This window comes from Cellulomonas humilata, from assembly GCF_013359775.1.
In the GTDB taxonomy this organism is placed as follows: domain Bacteria; phylum Actinomycetota; class Actinomycetes; order Actinomycetales; family Cellulomonadaceae; genus Cellulomonas; species Cellulomonas humilata.
Genome location: NZ_JABMCI010000066.1, coordinates 99419 through 114821, shown reverse-complemented (window position 1 = coordinate 114821; position 15403 = coordinate 99419). Strand labels below are relative to the sequence as shown.

The following is a 15403-nucleotide window of genomic DNA, read 5'->3' as shown; positions in this document are numbered from 1 at the left end:
CGGTCAGCGGACCCGGTCCACCCGGCCGGAGTCCCACACCGGCTCCGGCGTCTCGACCACGTCGCCGTCCGCACCGAACACGAGGAACCGGTCGAACGTCCGGGTGAACCAGCGGTCGTGGGTCACCGCCAGCACGGTCCCCTCGAACGCCGCCAGCCCGGTCTCGAGCGCCTCGGCGGAGTGCAGGTCCAGGTTGTCGGTCGGTTCGTCGAGCAGCAGCAGCGTCGCTCCCCCGAGCTCCAGCAGCAGGATCTGCAGACGCGCCTGCTGGCCGCCGGAGAGGGTCTCGTAGCGCTGCTCGGCCGCAGAGACGAGCTCGTACCGGTCGAGGGCCTTGCTGGCCTGCTCGCGGCCGAGGCCGGCCCGGTGGCCCTCGCCGCGGTGCAGGATCTCGAGCAGCGTGCGTCCGACGAGCTCCGGGTGCCCGTGGTTCTGCGCGAACCAGCCGGGTCGCACCCGCGGCCCCAGCACCACCTTGCCGGTGTGCTTCACGGGCTCCACCGGGGTGTCGTCCGCAGGCTCGTGCTCCGGGCTGGGGTCGCTCCCGCCCGCGGCGAGCAGCCGCAGGAAGTGGGACTTGCCCGACCCGTTGGACCCGAGGACCGCCACGCGCTCGCCGAACCAGACCTCCAGGTCGAACGGGTGCATCAGGCCGGTGAGCTCGAGGCCCGTCGCGACCACCGCGCGCTTGGCGGTGCGACCCCCTCGCAGCCGGACCTTGACGTTCTGCTCGCGGGCCAGCAACGTCGGCGGGCCGGCCTCCTCGAACTTGCGCAGCCGGGTCTGCGCGGCGGAGTACCGCGACGCGAGCCCGTCGTTGAACGCCGCCTTGGTGCGCAGGGTGAGCACGAGGTCCTTGAGCTTGGCGTGCTCCTCCTCCCACCTGCGCAGCAGCTCCTCGAGCCGCGAGCGCCGGTCCTCGCGCGCCTGGTGGTAGGACGCGAAGCCGCCGCCGTGCACCCAGACCGCGGCCCCCATGACGCCCGGCTCCAGGGTCGCCACCTGCGTGGCCACGCGCGCGAGCATCTCGCGGTCGTGGCTCACGAACAGCACGGTCTTGTTCGAGGCCCGCAGCTTGTCCTCGAGCCACCGCTTCGTCGGCACGTCCAGGGCGTTGTCCGGCTCGTCGAGCAGCAGCACCTCGTCGGGGCCGCGCAGGAGGGCCTCGAGGACGAGCCGCTTCTGCTCGCCACCGGACAGGGTGCGCACCTCGCGGTGCTGGGCGGCGTCGAACGGGATGGACAGGACGGCGTCGGTCACACGGTCCCAGCCGGCCTCGGACTCGTACCCGCCGACGTCGGCCCAGTCGACGAGCGCCTGGGCGTACCGCATCTGCGCGGGCTCGTCGTCGGTCTCCATGATCGCCAGCTCCGCAGCCGCGAGCTCGACCGCCGCGTCCCGGACGGCCGGCGACGCGAGCGAGGCGAGCAGGTCCCGGATCGACCGGTCGTCGTCGATGCGACCGATGTCCTGGCGCATGATCCCCAGGCCGCCGCTGCGTCCGATCGAGCCGGCGTGCGGCGCCTCGTCCCCGGCGACGATCCGCAGCAGGGTGGTCTTGCCGGCGCCGTTGGGGCCGACGAGGGCGACGCGCGCACCGTCGGCCACCCGGAACGTCACGTCGTCGAGCAGGGGGCGTCCGTCGGGCAGGAAGTACCCGATGCCGCCGATGTCGAGGTGGCCCATGCATCCAGTGTCCCTGCCGCCACCGCCGCGGCCCACCTCATTGGCTGTGGCGCGCGACGCACGGCCTCGCTGCCGAGCGGAGGCGCTCGGTCTATCGTCGGAGGCATGAGCGACACCTCCGGTACCAGTCCCGACCCCGAGCTCGACAGCGAGGGCGACACCGACCAGCTGTCCAGCGAGGACACGCTGATGGACCGCGGCGTCGAGGACCTCCTCGACGAGGGCTACACCGTCCCGCTGCGGCCGCGCTCGAACCACTACGGCGAGACGCCGTGGGAAGAGGCGCACCGGGAGACGATCGACCAGCGGATCGGCCAGGAGGAGCCCGAGGTCTGGGAGGCGCGTCCGCGGCCCGAGCGCGACGAGTTCCGCGCCGGCCGGCTGGTCGAGGACGACGACGCCGTCGAGGCGGGCGGCACCGACGGGTTCGCCATCGACGCCGGCATCTCCGGCGGCGCCGCGAGCGCCGAGGAGGCCGCCGTGCACGTCATCGAGGAGGAGTACGTCGACGACCGCCGGTACCGCGACGACGACGAGGACTGACGACGAGGACCGACCTGCTCAGCCGCAGCACCCGCCGCCGACCGGTGGGTGGTGCAGGTCCTCGGCTGCTCGCCGCGCGCGCGTGAGCACCGCCCGCGCCGCCAGCTCCTCGTCGGCCGGGTAGCTCACCTCCTCGAGCATGAGCCCGTGCGGGGCGACCACGTGCACCCCCGCCCCGCGGCGCCTGGCGGCGAGCATCTCGGCCGGCCAGCCGGACCCCTCGCGCCCCTCACCCACGGCCAGGCTGGCACCGACGAGCGAGCGCACCATCGAGTGGCAGAACGCGTCCGCCTGCACCGTGGCGACCACCAGCCCGGCGTCCGGTCCGTCGACGGGTCGCGACCACGAGAACGCCTCGAGCGTCCGGATCGTCGTCGCGCCCGGGCGCGGCTTGCAGTAGGACGCGAAGTCGTGCCGGCCGACCAGGGGCTTCGCGGCCGCCGCCATGGCGTCGACGTCCAGGGTGCGACGGTGCCACAGCACGTGCGTGCGGGACAGCGGGTCGCGACGGGCCGAGTCGTCGCAGATCCGGTAGGCGTAGCGCCGGCTCAGGGCCGAGAAGCGTGCGTCGAAGCCGTCCGCCGCACGGGTGAGCGCGTGCACCACCAGGTCCGGGGGCAGGATGCCGCCGAGCCGGGTGAGCAGCACCTCGTCGACCGGCCGGCGCGACCGCCCGCGGGACTTCTCGATCAGCCCGACCGGGATGTCGACGTGCGCCACCTGACCGCGCGCGTGCACCCCGGAGTCCGTCCGCCCCGCCACCGTGACGCGCGGCGGCCCGTCGGTGCGCAGGACCGTGCCCAGCGCCACCTCCAGGACCCCCTGGACGGTCCGGAGGTCCGGCTGGATCGCCCAGCCGGCGAACCCGGTCCCGTCGTAGGCCAGGTCCAACCGCAACCGCACGGACGGCTGCTCGTCGGGCTGCACGGGGGCGTGCACTGCGGGGTCCAGGCGTTCGCTCACGGGCCCACACGGTACTCGGCGCTAGCGTGGGCCCGTGCCCAGCAACCCGTTCACCCTCGCCGTCGACTGCGGCGGCGGCGGCATCAAGGCATCGGTGCTGGACGCCGCGGGCACGCTGCACGCCCCGGCCGTGCGCGTGCCGACGCCGTACCCCCTCCCCCCGGAGCGCCTCGTGTCCACGATCGCGGACATCGCCGCCGGTCTACCGGCCGCGGACCGCGTCACCGTGGGGATGCCGGGGATGATCCGGCACGGTGTCGTCGTCGCCACCCCGCACTACGTCACGCGCTCCGGACCGCGCACCGCGGTCGACCCTGACCTGTTCACGGCCTGGGCCGGCTGCGACATCCGCGCGGCCGTGCAGGAGCGCCTCGGTCTGCCCACGCTCGTCCTCAACGACGCGGAGGTGCACGGCGCCGGCGTCATCTCCGGGACCGGCATCGAGCTGGTCCTCACGCTCGGCACAGGACTGGGCACCGCCCTGTTCGACGGCGGCGTCCTCGCGCCCCACCTGGAGCTCTCGCACGCGCCCGTCCGGTGGGGCACCACGTACGACGCCTACATCGGGCAGGTCGAGCGCGCGCGCCTCGGCGACGGGCTCTGGTCCCGCCGGGTGCGGCGGGTGGTCGACGGATTCCGTCCGGTGTTCGTCTGGGACCGGCTCTACCTGGGTGGCGGGAACGCCCGGCAGGTCACGCCGGCGACATTGGCGAAGCTCGGGGACGACGTCGTGGTGGTGCCCAACCAGGCGGGCATCGTCGGCGGCGTCCGGGCGTGGTCGCTGGGCGCCTGACGCCTCACTCCACCGGCGCCATCGCCCGCTCCTCCGCCTCGTCCACCGCCTCGAGCAGCACCCGCGTGAACCGCGCCGGGGCGACGAGGTTGACCAGGTGCGTCGCGCGCGGCACCACGACCAGGCGACCGTCCCGGCAGGCGGCGACGAACCGGCGCTCCTCCCCGCGGAAGTGGTCGAACGCCCCGTTGACCAGCCAGACCGGGGCCTCGGTCCGCGCCAGGTCCTCCAGCGGCGTCGCCACCGTCATCTCGCGCAGCACCTCGTTGGTCGCGTCCAGCGCGAACCCCCCGGCCCCCACGTCTCGTGCCCCCTCGGGGGGCAGGGCGAGGTCCACCAGCAGCTGGTTCAGGCGAGCTCCGCGGTCCGGCAGCCGGGCGATGCCGTGCGCCCCGACGGACCAGCCGGCCAGGAGCACCCGGTGCGGCTGGGTGGAGCACGCCGCCGCCATCAGCCCCGCCACCTGCTCGGGGTGCCGGGCCGCGTGCCGGATCGCGACGTACCCACCGAGCGACAGGCCGACGACGAACGCGCGGCCACCGACCTCGTCGATCGCGGCCACGACCGTGTCCACCGCCGAGTCCAGCGTGAACGGCTCCCCGATCCGGGTGCCGTGACCGGGCAGGTCGACCGCGACAGCCCGGCGGCCCACCCGCTCCAGAGCCTCCACCTGCGCGCGCCACATGGTCCGCGACGTCCGCAGCCCGTGCACCAGGACGACCGGCAGGCTCATGCGTCCGACTCTAGGCGGGCGGCCCCGGACGCACGAAGGCCCGGGACCATCCGGTCCCGGGCCTCCTGCGTGCTGCTGTCAGATCACGCCTTGTCGGCGTCGTCCGCGGTCTCGACCGGAGCGTCCTCGACGGGCGCGTCCTCGACGACGGCGTCCTCCACGGGCGCGTCCTCGACCGGCTTGTCCTCGACCTTGGCGGTCTCCTTCGCCTTCGGCGCAGCCTTGGAGGCGGCCTGGGTGGCCTCCTTCACGACGGCCTGCTTCGGCGAGAGGGGCTCGAGCACGAGCTCGATGACGGCCATCGGGGCGTTGTCGCCCTTGCGGGGGCCGATCTTGGTGATGCGCGTGTAGCCACCCTGACGCTCGGCGACGGCCGGGGCGATCTCGGTGAAGAGCACGTGCACGACGGACTTGTCCTTGACGACGGTCATCACGCGGCGGCGGGCGTGCAGGTCACCACGCTTGGCGAACGTGATCAGGCGCTCGGCGAGCGGACGCAGGCGCTTGGCCTTCGTCTCGGTCGTCGTGATGCGCTTGTGCTCGAACAGCGACGTCGCGAGGTTCGCGAGGATCAGCCGCTCGTGCGCCGGTCCGCCACCGAGCCGGGGACCCTTGGTGGGCGTAGGCATGGTCTTTACTCCTTGAGTTCCAGTGATGGGCGCCAGGCGGGTCGGCTCACGCCGACCCGTCTAGCTCCCCGGCGTCAGTACTGCTCGTCCTCGACGAAGTCGCCCTCGTCGTCGCCGTAGTAGGCGGTGGCGGACGGGTCGAAGTCGAGCGGGCTGTCCTTGAGCGTCAGACCGAGCTCGGCCAGCTTCTCCTTGACCTCCGTGATGGACTTCGCACCGAAGTTGCGGATGTCCAGGAGGTCGGCCTCGGAGCGCGCGACGAGCTCACCCACGGAGTGGATGCCCTCACGCTTGAGGCAGTTGTAGGAGCGGATCGTCAGCTGGAGGTCCTCGATCGGCAGAGCGAGGTCGGCGGCGAGCGCAGCGTCGGTCGGCGACGGGCCGATCTCGATGCCCTCGGCCTCGATGTTGAGCTCACGGGCCAGCCCGAACAGCTCGACCAGCGTCTTGCCGGCCGAGGCCAGCGCGTCACGCGGGCCGATGGCCGACTTGGTCTCGACGTCGACGACCAGCTTGTCGAAGTCCGTGCGCTGCTCCACACGCGTCGCCTCGACCTTGTAGGTCACCTTGAGGACGGGCGAGTAGATCGAGTCGACCGGGATGCGGCCGATCTCGGCGTCGAACGACTTGTTCTGGTTCGCCGACACGTAGCCACGGCCACGCTCGACGGTCAGCTCGATCTCGAGCTTGCCCTTGTCGTTCAGCGTGGCCAGGTGCAGGTCGGGGTTGTGCACCTCGACGCCGGCCGGCGGCACGATGTCAGCGGCGCTGACCTCACCGGCACCCTGCTTGCGCAGGTACATCACCACGGGCTCGTCGTTCTCCGAGGAGACGACCAGCTGCTTGATGTTGAGGATGATCTCGGTGACGTCCTCCTTGACGCCCGGCACGGTGGAGAACTCGTGCAGCACGCCGTCGATCCGGATGGACGTGACGGCGGCACCGGGGATGGAGGACAGCAGCGTCCGGCGGAGCGAGTTGCCGAGCGTGTAGCCGAAACCCGGCTCCAGGGGCTCGATGGAGAACCGCGACCGGTTCTCCGAGATGACCTCTTCGGTCAGGGTGGGGCGCTGTGCAATCAGCACGGTGTGTTTTCCTCTCAGCGGGCGTCCGCCATATGACGCTGCGCAGTACTACGAGCCGGCCTGGTCTCGGTCTACCCGGTCGGCGTAAGGATGTCCGGGTCGGTGCGCGCCTCGCAGCAGCGCACCGACCCGATCGAGCCGACGGTCAGACGCGACGGCGCTTCGGCGGACGGCAGCCGTTGTGCGCCTGGGGCGTCACGTCCTGGATCGAGCCGACCTCGAGGCCGGTCGCCTGGAGCGAGCGGATCGCGGTCTCACGGCCGGAGCCGGGGCCCTTGACGAAGACGTCGACCTTCTTCATGCCGTGCTCCTGGGCGCGACGAGCGGCCGCCTCGGCGGCGAGCTGCGCCGCGAAGGGGGTCGACTTGCGCGAGCCCTTGAAGCCCACCTGGCCCGACGAGGCCGACGCGATGACGGCGCCGGTCGGGTCGGTGATGGAGATGATCGTGTTGTTGAACGTGCTCTTGATGTGCGCCTGGCCGTGGGAGACGTTCTTCTTCTCCTTGCGGCGCGGCTTGCGCACGGCGGAACGGGTCTTGGGAGGCATGCTCTTCTTCTCTCGAGATCAGCTGGGGATGACCGGGCGGCGCATCGCGGGGATGCAGCCAGCCGGGAGGGCTACTTGCGCCCGGCCTTCTTCTTGCCGGCGACGGTGCGCTTCGGGCCCTTGCGGGTACGCGCGTTGGTCTTGGTGCGCTGTCCGCGCACCGGAAGGCCACGGCGGTGACGCAGGCCCTCGTAGCAGCCGATCTCGACCTTGCGGCGGATGTCCGCAGCGACCTCACGGCGAAGGTCACCCTCGAGCTTGTAGCTCGTCTCGAGGTAGTCACGCAGCGCGACGAGCTCGGCGTCGCCGAGGTCCTTCACGCGCAGGTCCGGGCTGATGCCGGTCGCGGCCAGAGTTGCCTGGGCGCGGGTACGGCCGACCCCGTAGATGTAGGTGAGCGCGATCTCGAGCCGCTTCTCGCGGGGGAGGTCGACGCCGATAAGACGTGCCATGTGTCTGGTGGCTCCTGCACTGCTTCGGAGGTCTGCCGCACTGCCCTCCCGCGTGCTGCGGGCCCCGGCCTCCGACCGGGGGTGCACCGACGAGTGATCGCCGGAGTGGCTGTGCGCTTGCTGGTCCCTCAAAGGAGTTCCTCTGGGGAACCGGTGGTGCTGGTCGAGCTGCTGGTCCGACGGACCGGCGTCAGGGCATCAGCCCTGGCGCTGCTTGTGGCGCAGGTTCTCGCAGATCACCTGGACGCGACCGTGCCGGCGGATCACCTTGCACTTGTCGCAGATCTTCTTGACGCTGGGCTTGACCTTCATCGCGTGTTCCTCCGCCGCCGTTGCGCCCGTGACAGGGCTGACGGCGTGTTCGAGTGGCTGTTACTTGTAGCGGTAAACGATCCGGCCACGGGACAGGTCGTACGGGCTCAGCTCGACCACTACCCGGTCCTCGGGGAGGATCCGGATGTAGTGCTGTCGCATCTTGCCCGAGATGTGGGCGAGCACCTTGTGGCCGTTGGTGAGCTCCACGCGGAACATCGCGTTAGGCAGAGCCTCCACGACGCTGCCCTCGATCTCGATGACACCGTCCTTCTTCGCCATATCCTCCGCTAACTGTCGGTTCTGATCACTGTCGGTACTGATGGATCTACCCACGACGACCGCCCCCGCCCGGACGGGCGGCGACGACGAGGTGGGAACTTGATGTGGACAGCGCGCCACGAGAACCGGGCGCACACCCAACGGACGATCTTACGCCATCAGGCCCAGGGGACGAAACCGCCCCCCGCTCCCGGCACGTGCCGTCCGCCACACCTGGCCACAACCGAGGCCACGGTGCGCGCACGGAGGGCCGTCGCCCGCAGGACGACGGCCCTCCTGTGCTCGATCAGCTGGCGTGTCGGCGCCGCAGCAGGAGCAGGGCCGCCCCCGAGAGGACGAGGATCCCGCCCGCGAGCAGGCCGGGCAGCGGGGACGACCCGGTCGCGGCGAGCGCCGCACCGCCGGTGGGTCCGGCAGCCAGGACCTCGGAGTAGAACGACGCGCTCGGGCTCGGCGTTGACGCGACCAACCCGGCGGTCGGCGGCGTGGTCGGCGCCGGCGAGTCGTCCACCTCGGCGACCGGCGGGACCGAAGGCGCCGGCGTGGTCGGCGTCTCGCTCGGCACCGGCACGGTCGGCACAGTCGGCGCCGGCACCGACTGCGAGGGCGTCGGGGTCGGGCTCGGCGACACCGTCGGCGTGGCCGACGGCGAGGTGGTCGGCGCCGGCCCGCACGCGGGCACGGTCACCATGTCCGTGAGGTCCCAGTGCTTCGCGTCGAAGATGGGACCACCGTTCTGGACCCAGCCGATGAAGTCCTTCGGGTAGCTCGGCGCCTTGCTCCCGGTGAAGACGGTCGCGTCGCCCCACGCCTGGTCCTCCTGCACCCCCCAGCCGTCACCGCAGACGGTCGTCCCCGCAGGCAGGGCCGCGACGACCTCCGCGAGAGTGAGGTCCCGCCAGGACGCGTCGGGCCACGTGGTCACGAGGTACTGCTGGGTCGAGTTCGGCCACGAGGCGTCCTTCTTCGCGTCCTTCTTCAGGTACACGTAGGCGCCCGTGGTCTGCTGTCCCGACTGCGTCGGTGCGACCGTCGGCTTCGCGGTCGTCGTCACCGTCGGCTTCGGCGTCTGCGCCGTGGACTGCGTCCGCGCGCCGGAGCGACCGTCACGGTCGTGCGCCTGCGCCACGCCGCCGCCGAGGGCGCCGAGGAGCGCCGTGACGCCGACGACGGCGCCGACCGCGCGTGCGTGGCGCCCGAGACGGCGGGAGGAGATCGGGGAGGGACGAACGCTGCGCTGCATGAGTCACCCATCACGTCGAGTGCAGGCGCGCGCTGACCACGTGCCTGCCGGAGTCGGGCGCCCCACCCCTTCACCGCGCAGCCTTGCCGCGCGGGCCCCAGGGACGCCCGTGGCGGATCGTTCACCGCCGAGCAGGACCGTATCCGACAAACCGGTCATCCCGCCCACGTTTCGGCAGATCACGGGCAAGTTGTCGCCAACTGGACACAAGTTCACCTGTTGGGCCTACCCGGGAGTAGCTCCGAGCGGTCAGGCGAGGGGTGCGACGGTGACGCCGAGGGCGGCAAGCCTCTCCGCGCCGCCGTCGGGTGCGGTCAGCACCCAGATGCCGTCCTCCAGCACAGCCACCGTGTGCTCCCAGTGGGGCGCGCGCGACCCGTCGCCCGTGACCACGGTCCAGTCGTCGTCGAGGACCTGCGTGAACCGCTGACCGCGGACGACCATCGGCTCGACCGCCACGCACAACCCCGCACGCACGCGCGGACCGCGGTCGCGGGTGCGGAAGTTCGGTACGTCCGGCGGCTGGTGCATGGCGGTGCCGATGCCGTGCCCCACGTACTCCTCGACCAGGCCGTACCGCTGCCCGCCGTTGAGCCCGGCGGCCTCGGCGGCGTCGACGACGTCCTCGACGGCCTCCCCCACCGCGCCCAGCCGCTCGGCGCCGGCCAGGGCGGCGATCCCCGCCCACATGGCCCGCTCCGTGGTCTCCGCCAGGGCGACGTCCTCGGGCTCGGCGCCGTCGAGGACGATCGTGATCGCGGAGTCGCCGTGCCAGCCCTCGACGATCGCGCCGCAGTCGACCGACACCACGTCGCCCGGCTCTAGCACCCGAGGACCCGGGATGCCGTGCACGACCTCGTCGTTCACCGACACGCAGAGCGTCGCCGGATAGCCCTCGTAGCCGAGGAACGACGCCGTCGCGTGGCGGTCGCCGATGACCTCCGCGGCGACGACGTCGAGCTGAGCCGTGGTCACGCCGGCGACCGCCCGCTCCCGCACGGCGGCCAGCGCCTCGGCGACCACCAGGCCGGCCCGCCGCATCAGCAGCACCTGCTCAGGGGTCTTGTACTCGATCCGCTCGCGGCCGAACATCGTCAGCCCGCGCTCGGTGCACCGATCGCCGCGACCAACCGCTCGGTGACCGCGTCGACCTCGCCGATCCCGTCCACCTGCGCGAGCAGGCCGCGCTCGGCGTACACGTGCGCGATGGGGGCGGTCTCCTGGGCGTAGACGTCGAGGCGGTGCCGGACGACGTCCTCGGTGTCGTCCTCGCGGCCCTCGATCTGGGCACGCTTGAGCAGCCGGTCGACGACGAGCTCGGGGTCCGCGGTGATCTCGACCGCGAGGTCGAGCGTCAGACCGGCGTCCGCGAGGATCGCGTCCAGCTCCCCCACCTGGGCCACGTTGCGCGGGTACCCGTCGAGCAGGAACCCGTCCGCGGTGTCGTCCTGGGCGAGCCGGTCACGCACCATCTCGTTGGTGACCGAGTCCGGCACCAGTGCACCGCGTGACGTGTACTCCTGCACGGTCTTGCCGAGCGGGGTGCCGTCCTTGATGTTGGCGCGGAAGATGTCGCCCGTCGAGATGGCCGGCACCCCCAGCCGCTCGGCGAGCCGCGCGGCCTGGGTCCCCTTGCCCGCTCCCGGAGGACCGAGCAGGACGAGACGCGTGCTCACCGCAGGAACCCTTCGTAGTGCCGCTGCTGGAGCTGGGACTCGATCTGCTTCACGGTCTCCAGGCCGACGCCGACGACGATGAGGATCGACGCCCCGCCGAACGGGATGTTCGACCCGACGCCGAGCACGATGAACGCGATCGTCGGGATGAGCGCGACGATCGCCAGGTACACCGACCCGGGCGCCGTGATCCGCGAGATGACGTAGTCGAGGTACTCCGCCGTCGGCCGGCCCGCGCGGATGCCCGGGATGAAGCCGCCGTACTTCTTCATGTTGTCGGCGACCTCGTCCGGGTTGAACGTGATCGCGGTGTAGAAGTAGCAGAAGAAGATGATCAGGACGACGTAGACCGCCAGGTGCAGCGGTGCGCTCGGCGAGGCCAGGTAGCGGGTGATCCACTGGACCCAGCCGGCCGTCGGGTCACCGAACTGGGCCAGCAGGCCCGGGACCGCGAGCAGCGACGACGCGAAGATCACCGGGATGACGCCGGCCATGTTGATCTTGATCGGGATGTAGGTGCTCGAGCCGCCGTACATCCGGCGACCGACCATGCGCTTGGCGTACTGCACGGGGATGCGCCGCTGCGACTGCTCGACGAACACCACCAGCGCGATGACCAGGACCACGATCGCCATGACGACGATGAACTTCGAGATGCCGTTGTCGCCACCGGCGATGGACCACATGGCGCCGGGGAAGCTGGCCGCGATCGACGTGAAGATGAGCAGCGACATGCCGTTGCCGACGCCGCGCTCCGTGATCAGCTCACCGAGCCACATGATCAGGCCGGTACCGGCGGTCATGGTGATGACCATGAGCAGCAGCGTCTGCCACGTGTCGTTCGGGATGACGTCGACGGTGCAGCCGCTGAACAGCTGACCGCTGCGCGCCACCGTGATGATCGTCGTCGACTGGAGGATCGCCAGGCCGATCGTCAGGTACCGCGTGTACTGCGTGAGCTTCGCGGTGCCGGACTGGCCCTCACGGTGCAGCTCCTCGAAACGGGGGATGACCACCCGGAGCAGCTGGACGATGATGCTCGCCGTGATGTACGGCATGATCCCGAGCGCGAACACCGAGAGCTGGAGCAGGGCTCCGCCGCTGAACAGGTTCACCAGCCCGAGCAGGTCGTTGCCCTGAGACTGCTCGATACACGTCTGGACGTTCGGGTAGGAGACCCCCGGTGTCGGCAGGAACGAGCCGGCACGGAAGATCACCATGATCCCGATGGTGAAGAGCAGCTTGCGCCGCAGGTCGGGCGTCCGGAACGCCCGCACGAATGCGCTGAGCACCTGTCCTCCTGGGCCGCCGGAGCGGCATCACGTACGACCGGTCCGTTCCGGCCGTGCAGCCCGCGACGAGTCGCGAGCACCGGGGCACCCTAACTGATGCCCGCCGACATACGGAACGGGACCGGTGGGTAACTACGTCCCACCGGTCCCGTCCTTCGATCAGTCCTGCGCGACGCTTCCGCCGGCAGCCACGATCGCGTCCTTCGCGGTCGCCGAGTAGGCGTCCACCGCGACAGAGACCTTGACCGTGAGCTCGCCGGTGCCGAGCACCTTGACGGGCTGGCCCTTGCGGACCGCACCCTTCGCCACGAGGTCGGCGACCGTCACGTCGCCACCGTTCGGGTACAGCGCCGAGAGCTTGTCCAGGTTGACCACCTGGTACTCGACGCGGAACGGGTTCTTGAAGCCGCGCAGCTTCGGGAGGCGCATGTGCAGAGGCATCTGCCCGCCCTCGAAGCGCACCGGCACCTGGTAGCGGGCCTTGGTGCCCTTGGTGCCACGACCGGCCGTCTTGCCCTTGGAGCCCTCGCCACGACCCACGCGGGTCTTGGCGGTCTTGGCTCCGGGGGCCGGACGGAGGTGGTGCAGCTTGAGCGTGCCACCGTTGCCGGGCTGCGCAGCGGCCTCGGCCGCCTTCGCCGCCGCGGCGGAGACCGACTTCTTCGGCGCAGCAGCCTTGGGATCGGCCTTGGGGGCCTTCGCCTTCGGTGCAGCCTTGGTCTCTGCCTTCTCGGACGACACGGCCTTCTCGGCCTTGTCAGCCTTCTCGGCCTTGGCCGGCTTGTCCGCAGCAGCGGTCGCCTTCGCCTTGGTCGCCTTCGGAGCGGACTCCGTGTCGGCGGCCTTCTTCTCTGCAGCCTTCTTCGGAGCAGCCTTCGGGGCAGCGGCCTTCTTCGGGGCCGTCACCTCGTCGGTGCCCTTCTCGTTCTCGTCAGCCATGGTCACTCCACCTCTTCGACCGCGACAAGGTGCGTCACCGTCTTGACCATGCCGCGGATCTCAGGACGGTCCTCCTTGACGACGACGTCGCCGATCCGCTTGAGGCCGAGGGTGCGCAGAGTGTCGCGCTGGTTCTGCTTACCGCCGATGCCAGACCGCGTCTGGGTCACCTTGAGTCGAGCCATCACGCACCTGCCTTCGAGCCCGCCGCTGCGGCCAGGCCGGCAGCCTGGGCACGGAGGAGGGCAGCCGGGACGACGTGCTCGACCGGGAGCCCGCGGCGCGCGGCCACGGCCTCGGGACGCTCGAGGCCCTTGAGGGCCGCGACCGTGGCGTGCACGATGTTGATCGCGTTGGACGAGCCGAGCGACTTGCTCAGCACGTCGTGGATGCCGGCGCACTCGAGCACGGCGCGCACCGGGCCACCGGCGATCACGCCGGTACCCGGCGAGGCCGGACGCAGGAAGACGACACCGGCAGCGGCCTCACCCTGGATGGGGTGCGGGATGGTGCCCTGGATGCGCGGGACCTTGAAGAAGTTCTTCTTGGCCTCCTCGACACCCTTGGCGATCGCCGCGGGCACCTCCTTGGCCTTCCCGTAGCCGACACCCACGGTGCCGTCGCCGTCGCCGACCACGACGAGCGCGGTGAAGCTGAAGCGGCGGCCACCCTTGACGACCTTGGCCACGCGGTTGATCGTCACGACGCGCTCGAGGAACGCGCTCTTCTCTGCGGCGTCGCGTCCGCGACCGCCGCCGCCGTCACGGCCGCGACCGCCGTCGCGGCGGTCACCGCCGCCGGTGCCGGTGCCGCCCGCGGGCGCCCCGGTGTTGCTGCGCTGAGGAGCAGCCATCAGTGAGTCCTCTTCTTCATGTCGCAGTTCGTCGTCGTCACAGCTTCAGACCGCCCTCGCGAGCGCCGTCGGCCACCGCGGCAACACGGCCGTGGTACTTGTTGCCGCCACGGTCGAAGACCACAGCGTCAAGGCCGGCAGCCTTCGCACGCTCGGCGATGAGCTCGCCGACCTTGCGGGCCTTGGCGGTCTTGTCGTCGTTCGAGCTGCGCAGGTCGGCCTCGAGGGTCGATGCGGAGACGAGCGTCTGACCGATGCCGTCGTCCACGACCTGCGCCGAGATGTGCCGGGCGGACCGGGTCACGACGAGACGGGGACGAACGGAGGAGCCGGCGACCTTCTTGCGAAGGCGCAGGTGACGGCGCTGGCGGGCAACACGCTTGCCCTTGCCGAGGATCTTGAGAGCCATGATTACTTACCGGCCTTTCCGACCTTGCGGCGCACGTTCTCGCCCGCGTACCGGACGCCCTTGCCCTTGTACGGCTCGGGCTTACGGATCTTGCGGATGTTCGCGGCGACCTCGCCGACCTGCTGCTTGTCGATGCCCTGCACCGAGAAGCGGGTGGGCGCCTCGACGACGAAGGTGATGCCCTCCGGCGGGTTGACCGTGACCGAGTGGCTGAAGCCGAGCGCGAACTCGAGGTCCGAGCCCTTCGCGGTCACGCGGTAACCGGTGCCGACGATCTCGAGCTTCTTGATGTAGCCCTCCGTCACACCGATGACCAGGTTGGCCAGCAGCGTGCGGGTGAGGCCGTGCAGCGAGCGCGAGGCGCGCTCGTCGTCGGGGCGGGTGACCACGAGGGCACCTGCCTCGTCGCGCTCCACCACGATGGGGGCGGCGACCGTGTGCGTCAGGGTGCCCTTGGGGCCCTTGACCGTCACGACGGCACCGTTGATGTCGACATCCACGCCGGTGGGGACCGGGACGGGGACTCTGCCGATTCGGGACATGGCTAGCTCCTTTCCGTCTCGGACTTACCAGACGTAGGCGAGGACTTCCCCACCCACGCCCTTCTTGGCGGCCTGCTTGTCGGTGAGGAGACCGGAGGACGTGGACAGGATCGCCACGCCCAGGCCGCCGAGCACCTTGGGCAGGTTGGTGGACTTGGCGTACACGCGCAGGCCCGGCTTGGACACGCGCTTGACGCCGGCGAGCGCACGCTCGCGGTTGGGGCCGTACTTGAGCTCGATGATGAGGTTCTTGCCGACGACGGCGTCCTCAACCTTCCAGCCCGTGATGTAGCCCTCCGCCTGGAGGATCTCCGCGATGTGCGACTTCAGCTTCGAGAACGGGATCAGCACGGTGTCGTGGTGAGCCGAGTTCGCGTTACGCAGCCGCGTGAGCAGGTCTGCGATGGGGTCGGTCATGGTCATG

General features: G+C 71.0%; 21 protein-coding genes. 2 read left to right on the top strand and 19 right to left on the bottom strand.

All coding sequences use genetic code 11. The annotated features are described in order from the left end of the window. Positions 1–3: 3 nt before the first annotated feature. Positions 4–1686 carry an ABC-F family ATP-binding cassette domain-containing protein gene (locus tag HP550_RS12635; protein WP_175348023.1) on the bottom strand — a complete coding sequence of 561 codons (1683 nt, stop codon included), beginning with the start codon at positions 1684–1686 and terminating at the stop codon, positions 4–6. A 105-nt stretch (positions 1687–1791) separates the two neighbouring features. On the opposite strand from HP550_RS12635, the gene HP550_RS12630 reads away from it, so the two are divergent. Continuing rightward, the gene (locus HP550_RS12630) at positions 1792–2229 is read left to right on the top strand and encodes a DUF5709 domain-containing protein (protein ID WP_175348022.1); all 438 of its coding nucleotides are present in this window, start codon (positions 1792–1794) and stop codon (positions 2227–2229) included. 18 nt (positions 2230–2247) lie between these two features. Here the strand turns inward: HP550_RS12630 and truA are convergent, their stop codons facing one another. Further along, the gene (gene truA, locus HP550_RS12625; RefSeq protein WP_343048152.1) at positions 2248–3192 is read right to left on the bottom strand and encodes a tRNA pseudouridine(38-40) synthase TruA; all 945 of its coding nucleotides are present in this window, start codon (positions 3190–3192) and stop codon (positions 2248–2250) included. Between the two features lie 34 nt (positions 3193–3226). Here truA and HP550_RS12620 point away from each other — a divergent pair, with 34 nt between their 5' ends. After that, positions 3227–3985, top strand: coding sequence for an ROK family protein (locus HP550_RS12620; protein ID WP_175348021.1), 759 nt, complete (start codon positions 3227–3229; stop codon positions 3983–3985). 4 nt (positions 3986–3989) lie between these two features. Here the strand turns inward: HP550_RS12620 and HP550_RS12615 are convergent, their stop codons facing one another. From HP550_RS12615 to rpsH, 17 genes are all read right to left on the bottom strand, one after another. After that, positions 3990–4718, bottom strand: a complete 729-nt coding sequence (locus tag HP550_RS12615; protein WP_175348020.1) for an alpha/beta fold hydrolase — start codon at positions 4716–4718, stop codon at positions 3990–3992. Between the two features lie 83 nt (positions 4719–4801). Continuing rightward, positions 4802–5347: a 50S ribosomal protein L17 gene (gene rplQ, locus HP550_RS12610; RefSeq protein WP_175348019.1), complete on the bottom strand. Its 546-nt coding sequence runs from the start codon at positions 5345–5347 to the stop codon at positions 4802–4804. A 74-nt stretch (positions 5348–5421) separates the two neighbouring features. Continuing rightward, positions 5422–6432 (bottom strand): DNA-directed RNA polymerase subunit alpha, encoded by a 1011-nt coding sequence (locus HP550_RS12605; RefSeq protein ID WP_056088961.1) that lies wholly within the window; start codon positions 6430–6432, stop codon positions 5422–5424. A gap of 145 nt (positions 6433–6577) precedes the next feature. Continuing rightward, the gene (gene rpsK, locus HP550_RS12600) at positions 6578–6979 is read right to left on the bottom strand and encodes a 30S ribosomal protein S11 (protein WP_055912186.1); all 402 of its coding nucleotides are present in this window, start codon (positions 6977–6979) and stop codon (positions 6578–6580) included. 71 nt (positions 6980–7050) lie between these two features. Continuing rightward, complete coding sequence (gene rpsM / locus HP550_RS12595) at positions 7051–7431, bottom strand: 30S ribosomal protein S13 (RefSeq protein WP_175348018.1); 381 nt, start codon at positions 7429–7431, stop codon at positions 7051–7053. A gap of 198 nt (positions 7432–7629) precedes the next feature. Further along, on the bottom strand, positions 7630–7743 hold the full coding sequence (gene rpmJ, locus HP550_RS12590) for a 50S ribosomal protein L36 (RefSeq protein ID WP_013117849.1): 114 nt from the start codon (positions 7741–7743) through the stop codon (positions 7630–7632). A gap of 60 nt (positions 7744–7803) precedes the next feature. Further along, positions 7804–8025: a translation initiation factor IF-1 gene (gene infA, locus HP550_RS12585; RefSeq protein ID WP_013770189.1), complete on the bottom strand. Its 222-nt coding sequence runs from the start codon at positions 8023–8025 to the stop codon at positions 7804–7806. A gap of 286 nt (positions 8026–8311) precedes the next feature. Beyond that, positions 8312–9268, bottom strand: a complete 957-nt coding sequence (locus HP550_RS12580; protein ID WP_175348017.1) for an LPXTG cell wall anchor domain-containing protein — start codon at positions 9266–9268, stop codon at positions 8312–8314. Between the two features lie 249 nt (positions 9269–9517). Then, entirely contained in the window at positions 9518–10360 is an 843-nt protein-coding gene (gene map, locus HP550_RS12575) for a type I methionyl aminopeptidase (protein WP_175348016.1), read from the bottom strand. A gap of 2 nt (positions 10361–10362) precedes the next feature. Then, positions 10363–10944: an adenylate kinase gene (locus HP550_RS12570; RefSeq protein ID WP_175348015.1), complete on the bottom strand. Its 582-nt coding sequence runs from the start codon at positions 10942–10944 to the stop codon at positions 10363–10365. Continuing rightward, positions 10941–12236, bottom strand: coding sequence for a preprotein translocase subunit SecY (gene secY, locus HP550_RS12565; protein WP_175348014.1), 1296 nt, complete (start codon positions 12234–12236; stop codon positions 10941–10943). The genes HP550_RS12570 and secY overlap by 4 nt, the downstream gene beginning before the upstream one ends. A gap of 159 nt (positions 12237–12395) precedes the next feature. Next, the gene (rplO, locus tag HP550_RS12560) at positions 12396–13175 is read right to left on the bottom strand and encodes a 50S ribosomal protein L15 (protein ID WP_175348013.1); all 780 of its coding nucleotides are present in this window, start codon (positions 13173–13175) and stop codon (positions 12396–12398) included. Positions 13176–13177: 2 nt separating this feature from the next. Further along, positions 13178–13360: a 50S ribosomal protein L30 gene (rpmD, locus tag HP550_RS12555; protein ID WP_028045050.1), complete on the bottom strand. Its 183-nt coding sequence runs from the start codon at positions 13358–13360 to the stop codon at positions 13178–13180. Continuing rightward, on the bottom strand, positions 13360–14028 hold the full coding sequence (gene rpsE / locus HP550_RS12550) for a 30S ribosomal protein S5 (RefSeq protein ID WP_056088942.1): 669 nt from the start codon (positions 14026–14028) through the stop codon (positions 13360–13362). The genes rpmD and rpsE overlap by 1 nt, the downstream gene beginning before the upstream one ends. A 37-nt stretch (positions 14029–14065) precedes the next feature. Further along, complete coding sequence (rplR, locus tag HP550_RS12545; protein ID WP_175348012.1) at positions 14066–14437, bottom strand: 50S ribosomal protein L18; 372 nt, start codon at positions 14435–14437, stop codon at positions 14066–14068. A 2-nt stretch (positions 14438–14439) separates the two neighbouring features. Next, positions 14440–14979: a 50S ribosomal protein L6 gene (gene rplF, locus HP550_RS12540; protein ID WP_175348011.1), complete on the bottom strand. Its 540-nt coding sequence runs from the start codon at positions 14977–14979 to the stop codon at positions 14440–14442. A gap of 24 nt (positions 14980–15003) precedes the next feature. After that, positions 15004–15402, bottom strand: a complete 399-nt coding sequence (rpsH, locus tag HP550_RS12535; RefSeq protein ID WP_055912171.1) for a 30S ribosomal protein S8 — start codon at positions 15400–15402, stop codon at positions 15004–15006. Position 15403 lies beyond the last annotated feature (1 nt).

Coding starts and splice junctions, on each gene's coding strand:
- HP550_RS12580 (WP_175348017.1), bottom strand. CDS start 9,268: ATGCAGCGCAGCGTTCGTCCCTCCCCGATCTCCTCCCGCCGTCTCGGG.
- infA (WP_013770189.1), bottom strand. CDS start 8,025: ATGGCGAAGAAGGACGGTGTCATCGAGATCGAGGGCAGCGTCGTGGAG.
- HP550_RS12630 (WP_175348022.1), top strand. CDS start 1,792: ATGAGCGACACCTCCGGTACCAGTCCCGACCCCGAGCTCGACAGCGAG.
- HP550_RS12615 (WP_175348020.1), bottom strand. CDS start 4,718: ATGAGCCTGCCGGTCGTCCTGGTGCACGGGCTGCGGACGTCGCGGACC.
- rplF (WP_175348011.1), bottom strand. CDS start 14,979: ATGTCCCGAATCGGCAGAGTCCCCGTCCCGGTCCCCACCGGCGTGGAT.
- rpmJ (WP_013117849.1), bottom strand. CDS start 7,743: ATGAAGGTCAAGCCCAGCGTCAAGAAGATCTGCGACAAGTGCAAGGTG.
- rplQ (WP_175348019.1), bottom strand. CDS start 5,347: ATGCCTACGCCCACCAAGGGTCCCCGGCTCGGTGGCGGACCGGCGCAC.
- map (WP_175348016.1), bottom strand. CDS start 10,360: ATGTTCGGCCGCGAGCGGATCGAGTACAAGACCCCTGAGCAGGTGCTG.
- rpsM (WP_175348018.1), bottom strand. CDS start 7,431: ATGGCACGTCTTATCGGCGTCGACCTCCCCCGCGAGAAGCGGCTCGAG.
- rpmD (WP_028045050.1), bottom strand. CDS start 13,360: ATGGCTCGACTCAAGGTGACCCAGACGCGGTCTGGCATCGGCGGTAAG.
- rplO (WP_175348013.1), bottom strand. CDS start 13,175: ATGGCTGACGAGAACGAGAAGGGCACCGACGAGGTGACGGCCCCGAAG.
- rplR (WP_175348012.1), bottom strand. CDS start 14,437: ATGGCTCTCAAGATCCTCGGCAAGGGCAAGCGTGTTGCCCGCCAGCGC.
- rpsE (WP_056088942.1), bottom strand. CDS start 14,028: ATGGCTGCTCCTCAGCGCAGCAACACCGGGGCGCCCGCGGGCGGCACC.
- rpsK (WP_055912186.1), bottom strand. CDS start 6,979: ATGCCTCCCAAGACCCGTTCCGCCGTGCGCAAGCCGCGCCGCAAGGAG.
- HP550_RS12635 (WP_175348023.1), bottom strand. CDS start 1,686: ATGGGCCACCTCGACATCGGCGGCATCGGGTACTTCCTGCCCGACGGA.
- rpsH (WP_055912171.1), bottom strand. CDS start 15,402: ATGACCATGACCGACCCCATCGCAGACCTGCTCACGCGGCTGCGTAAC.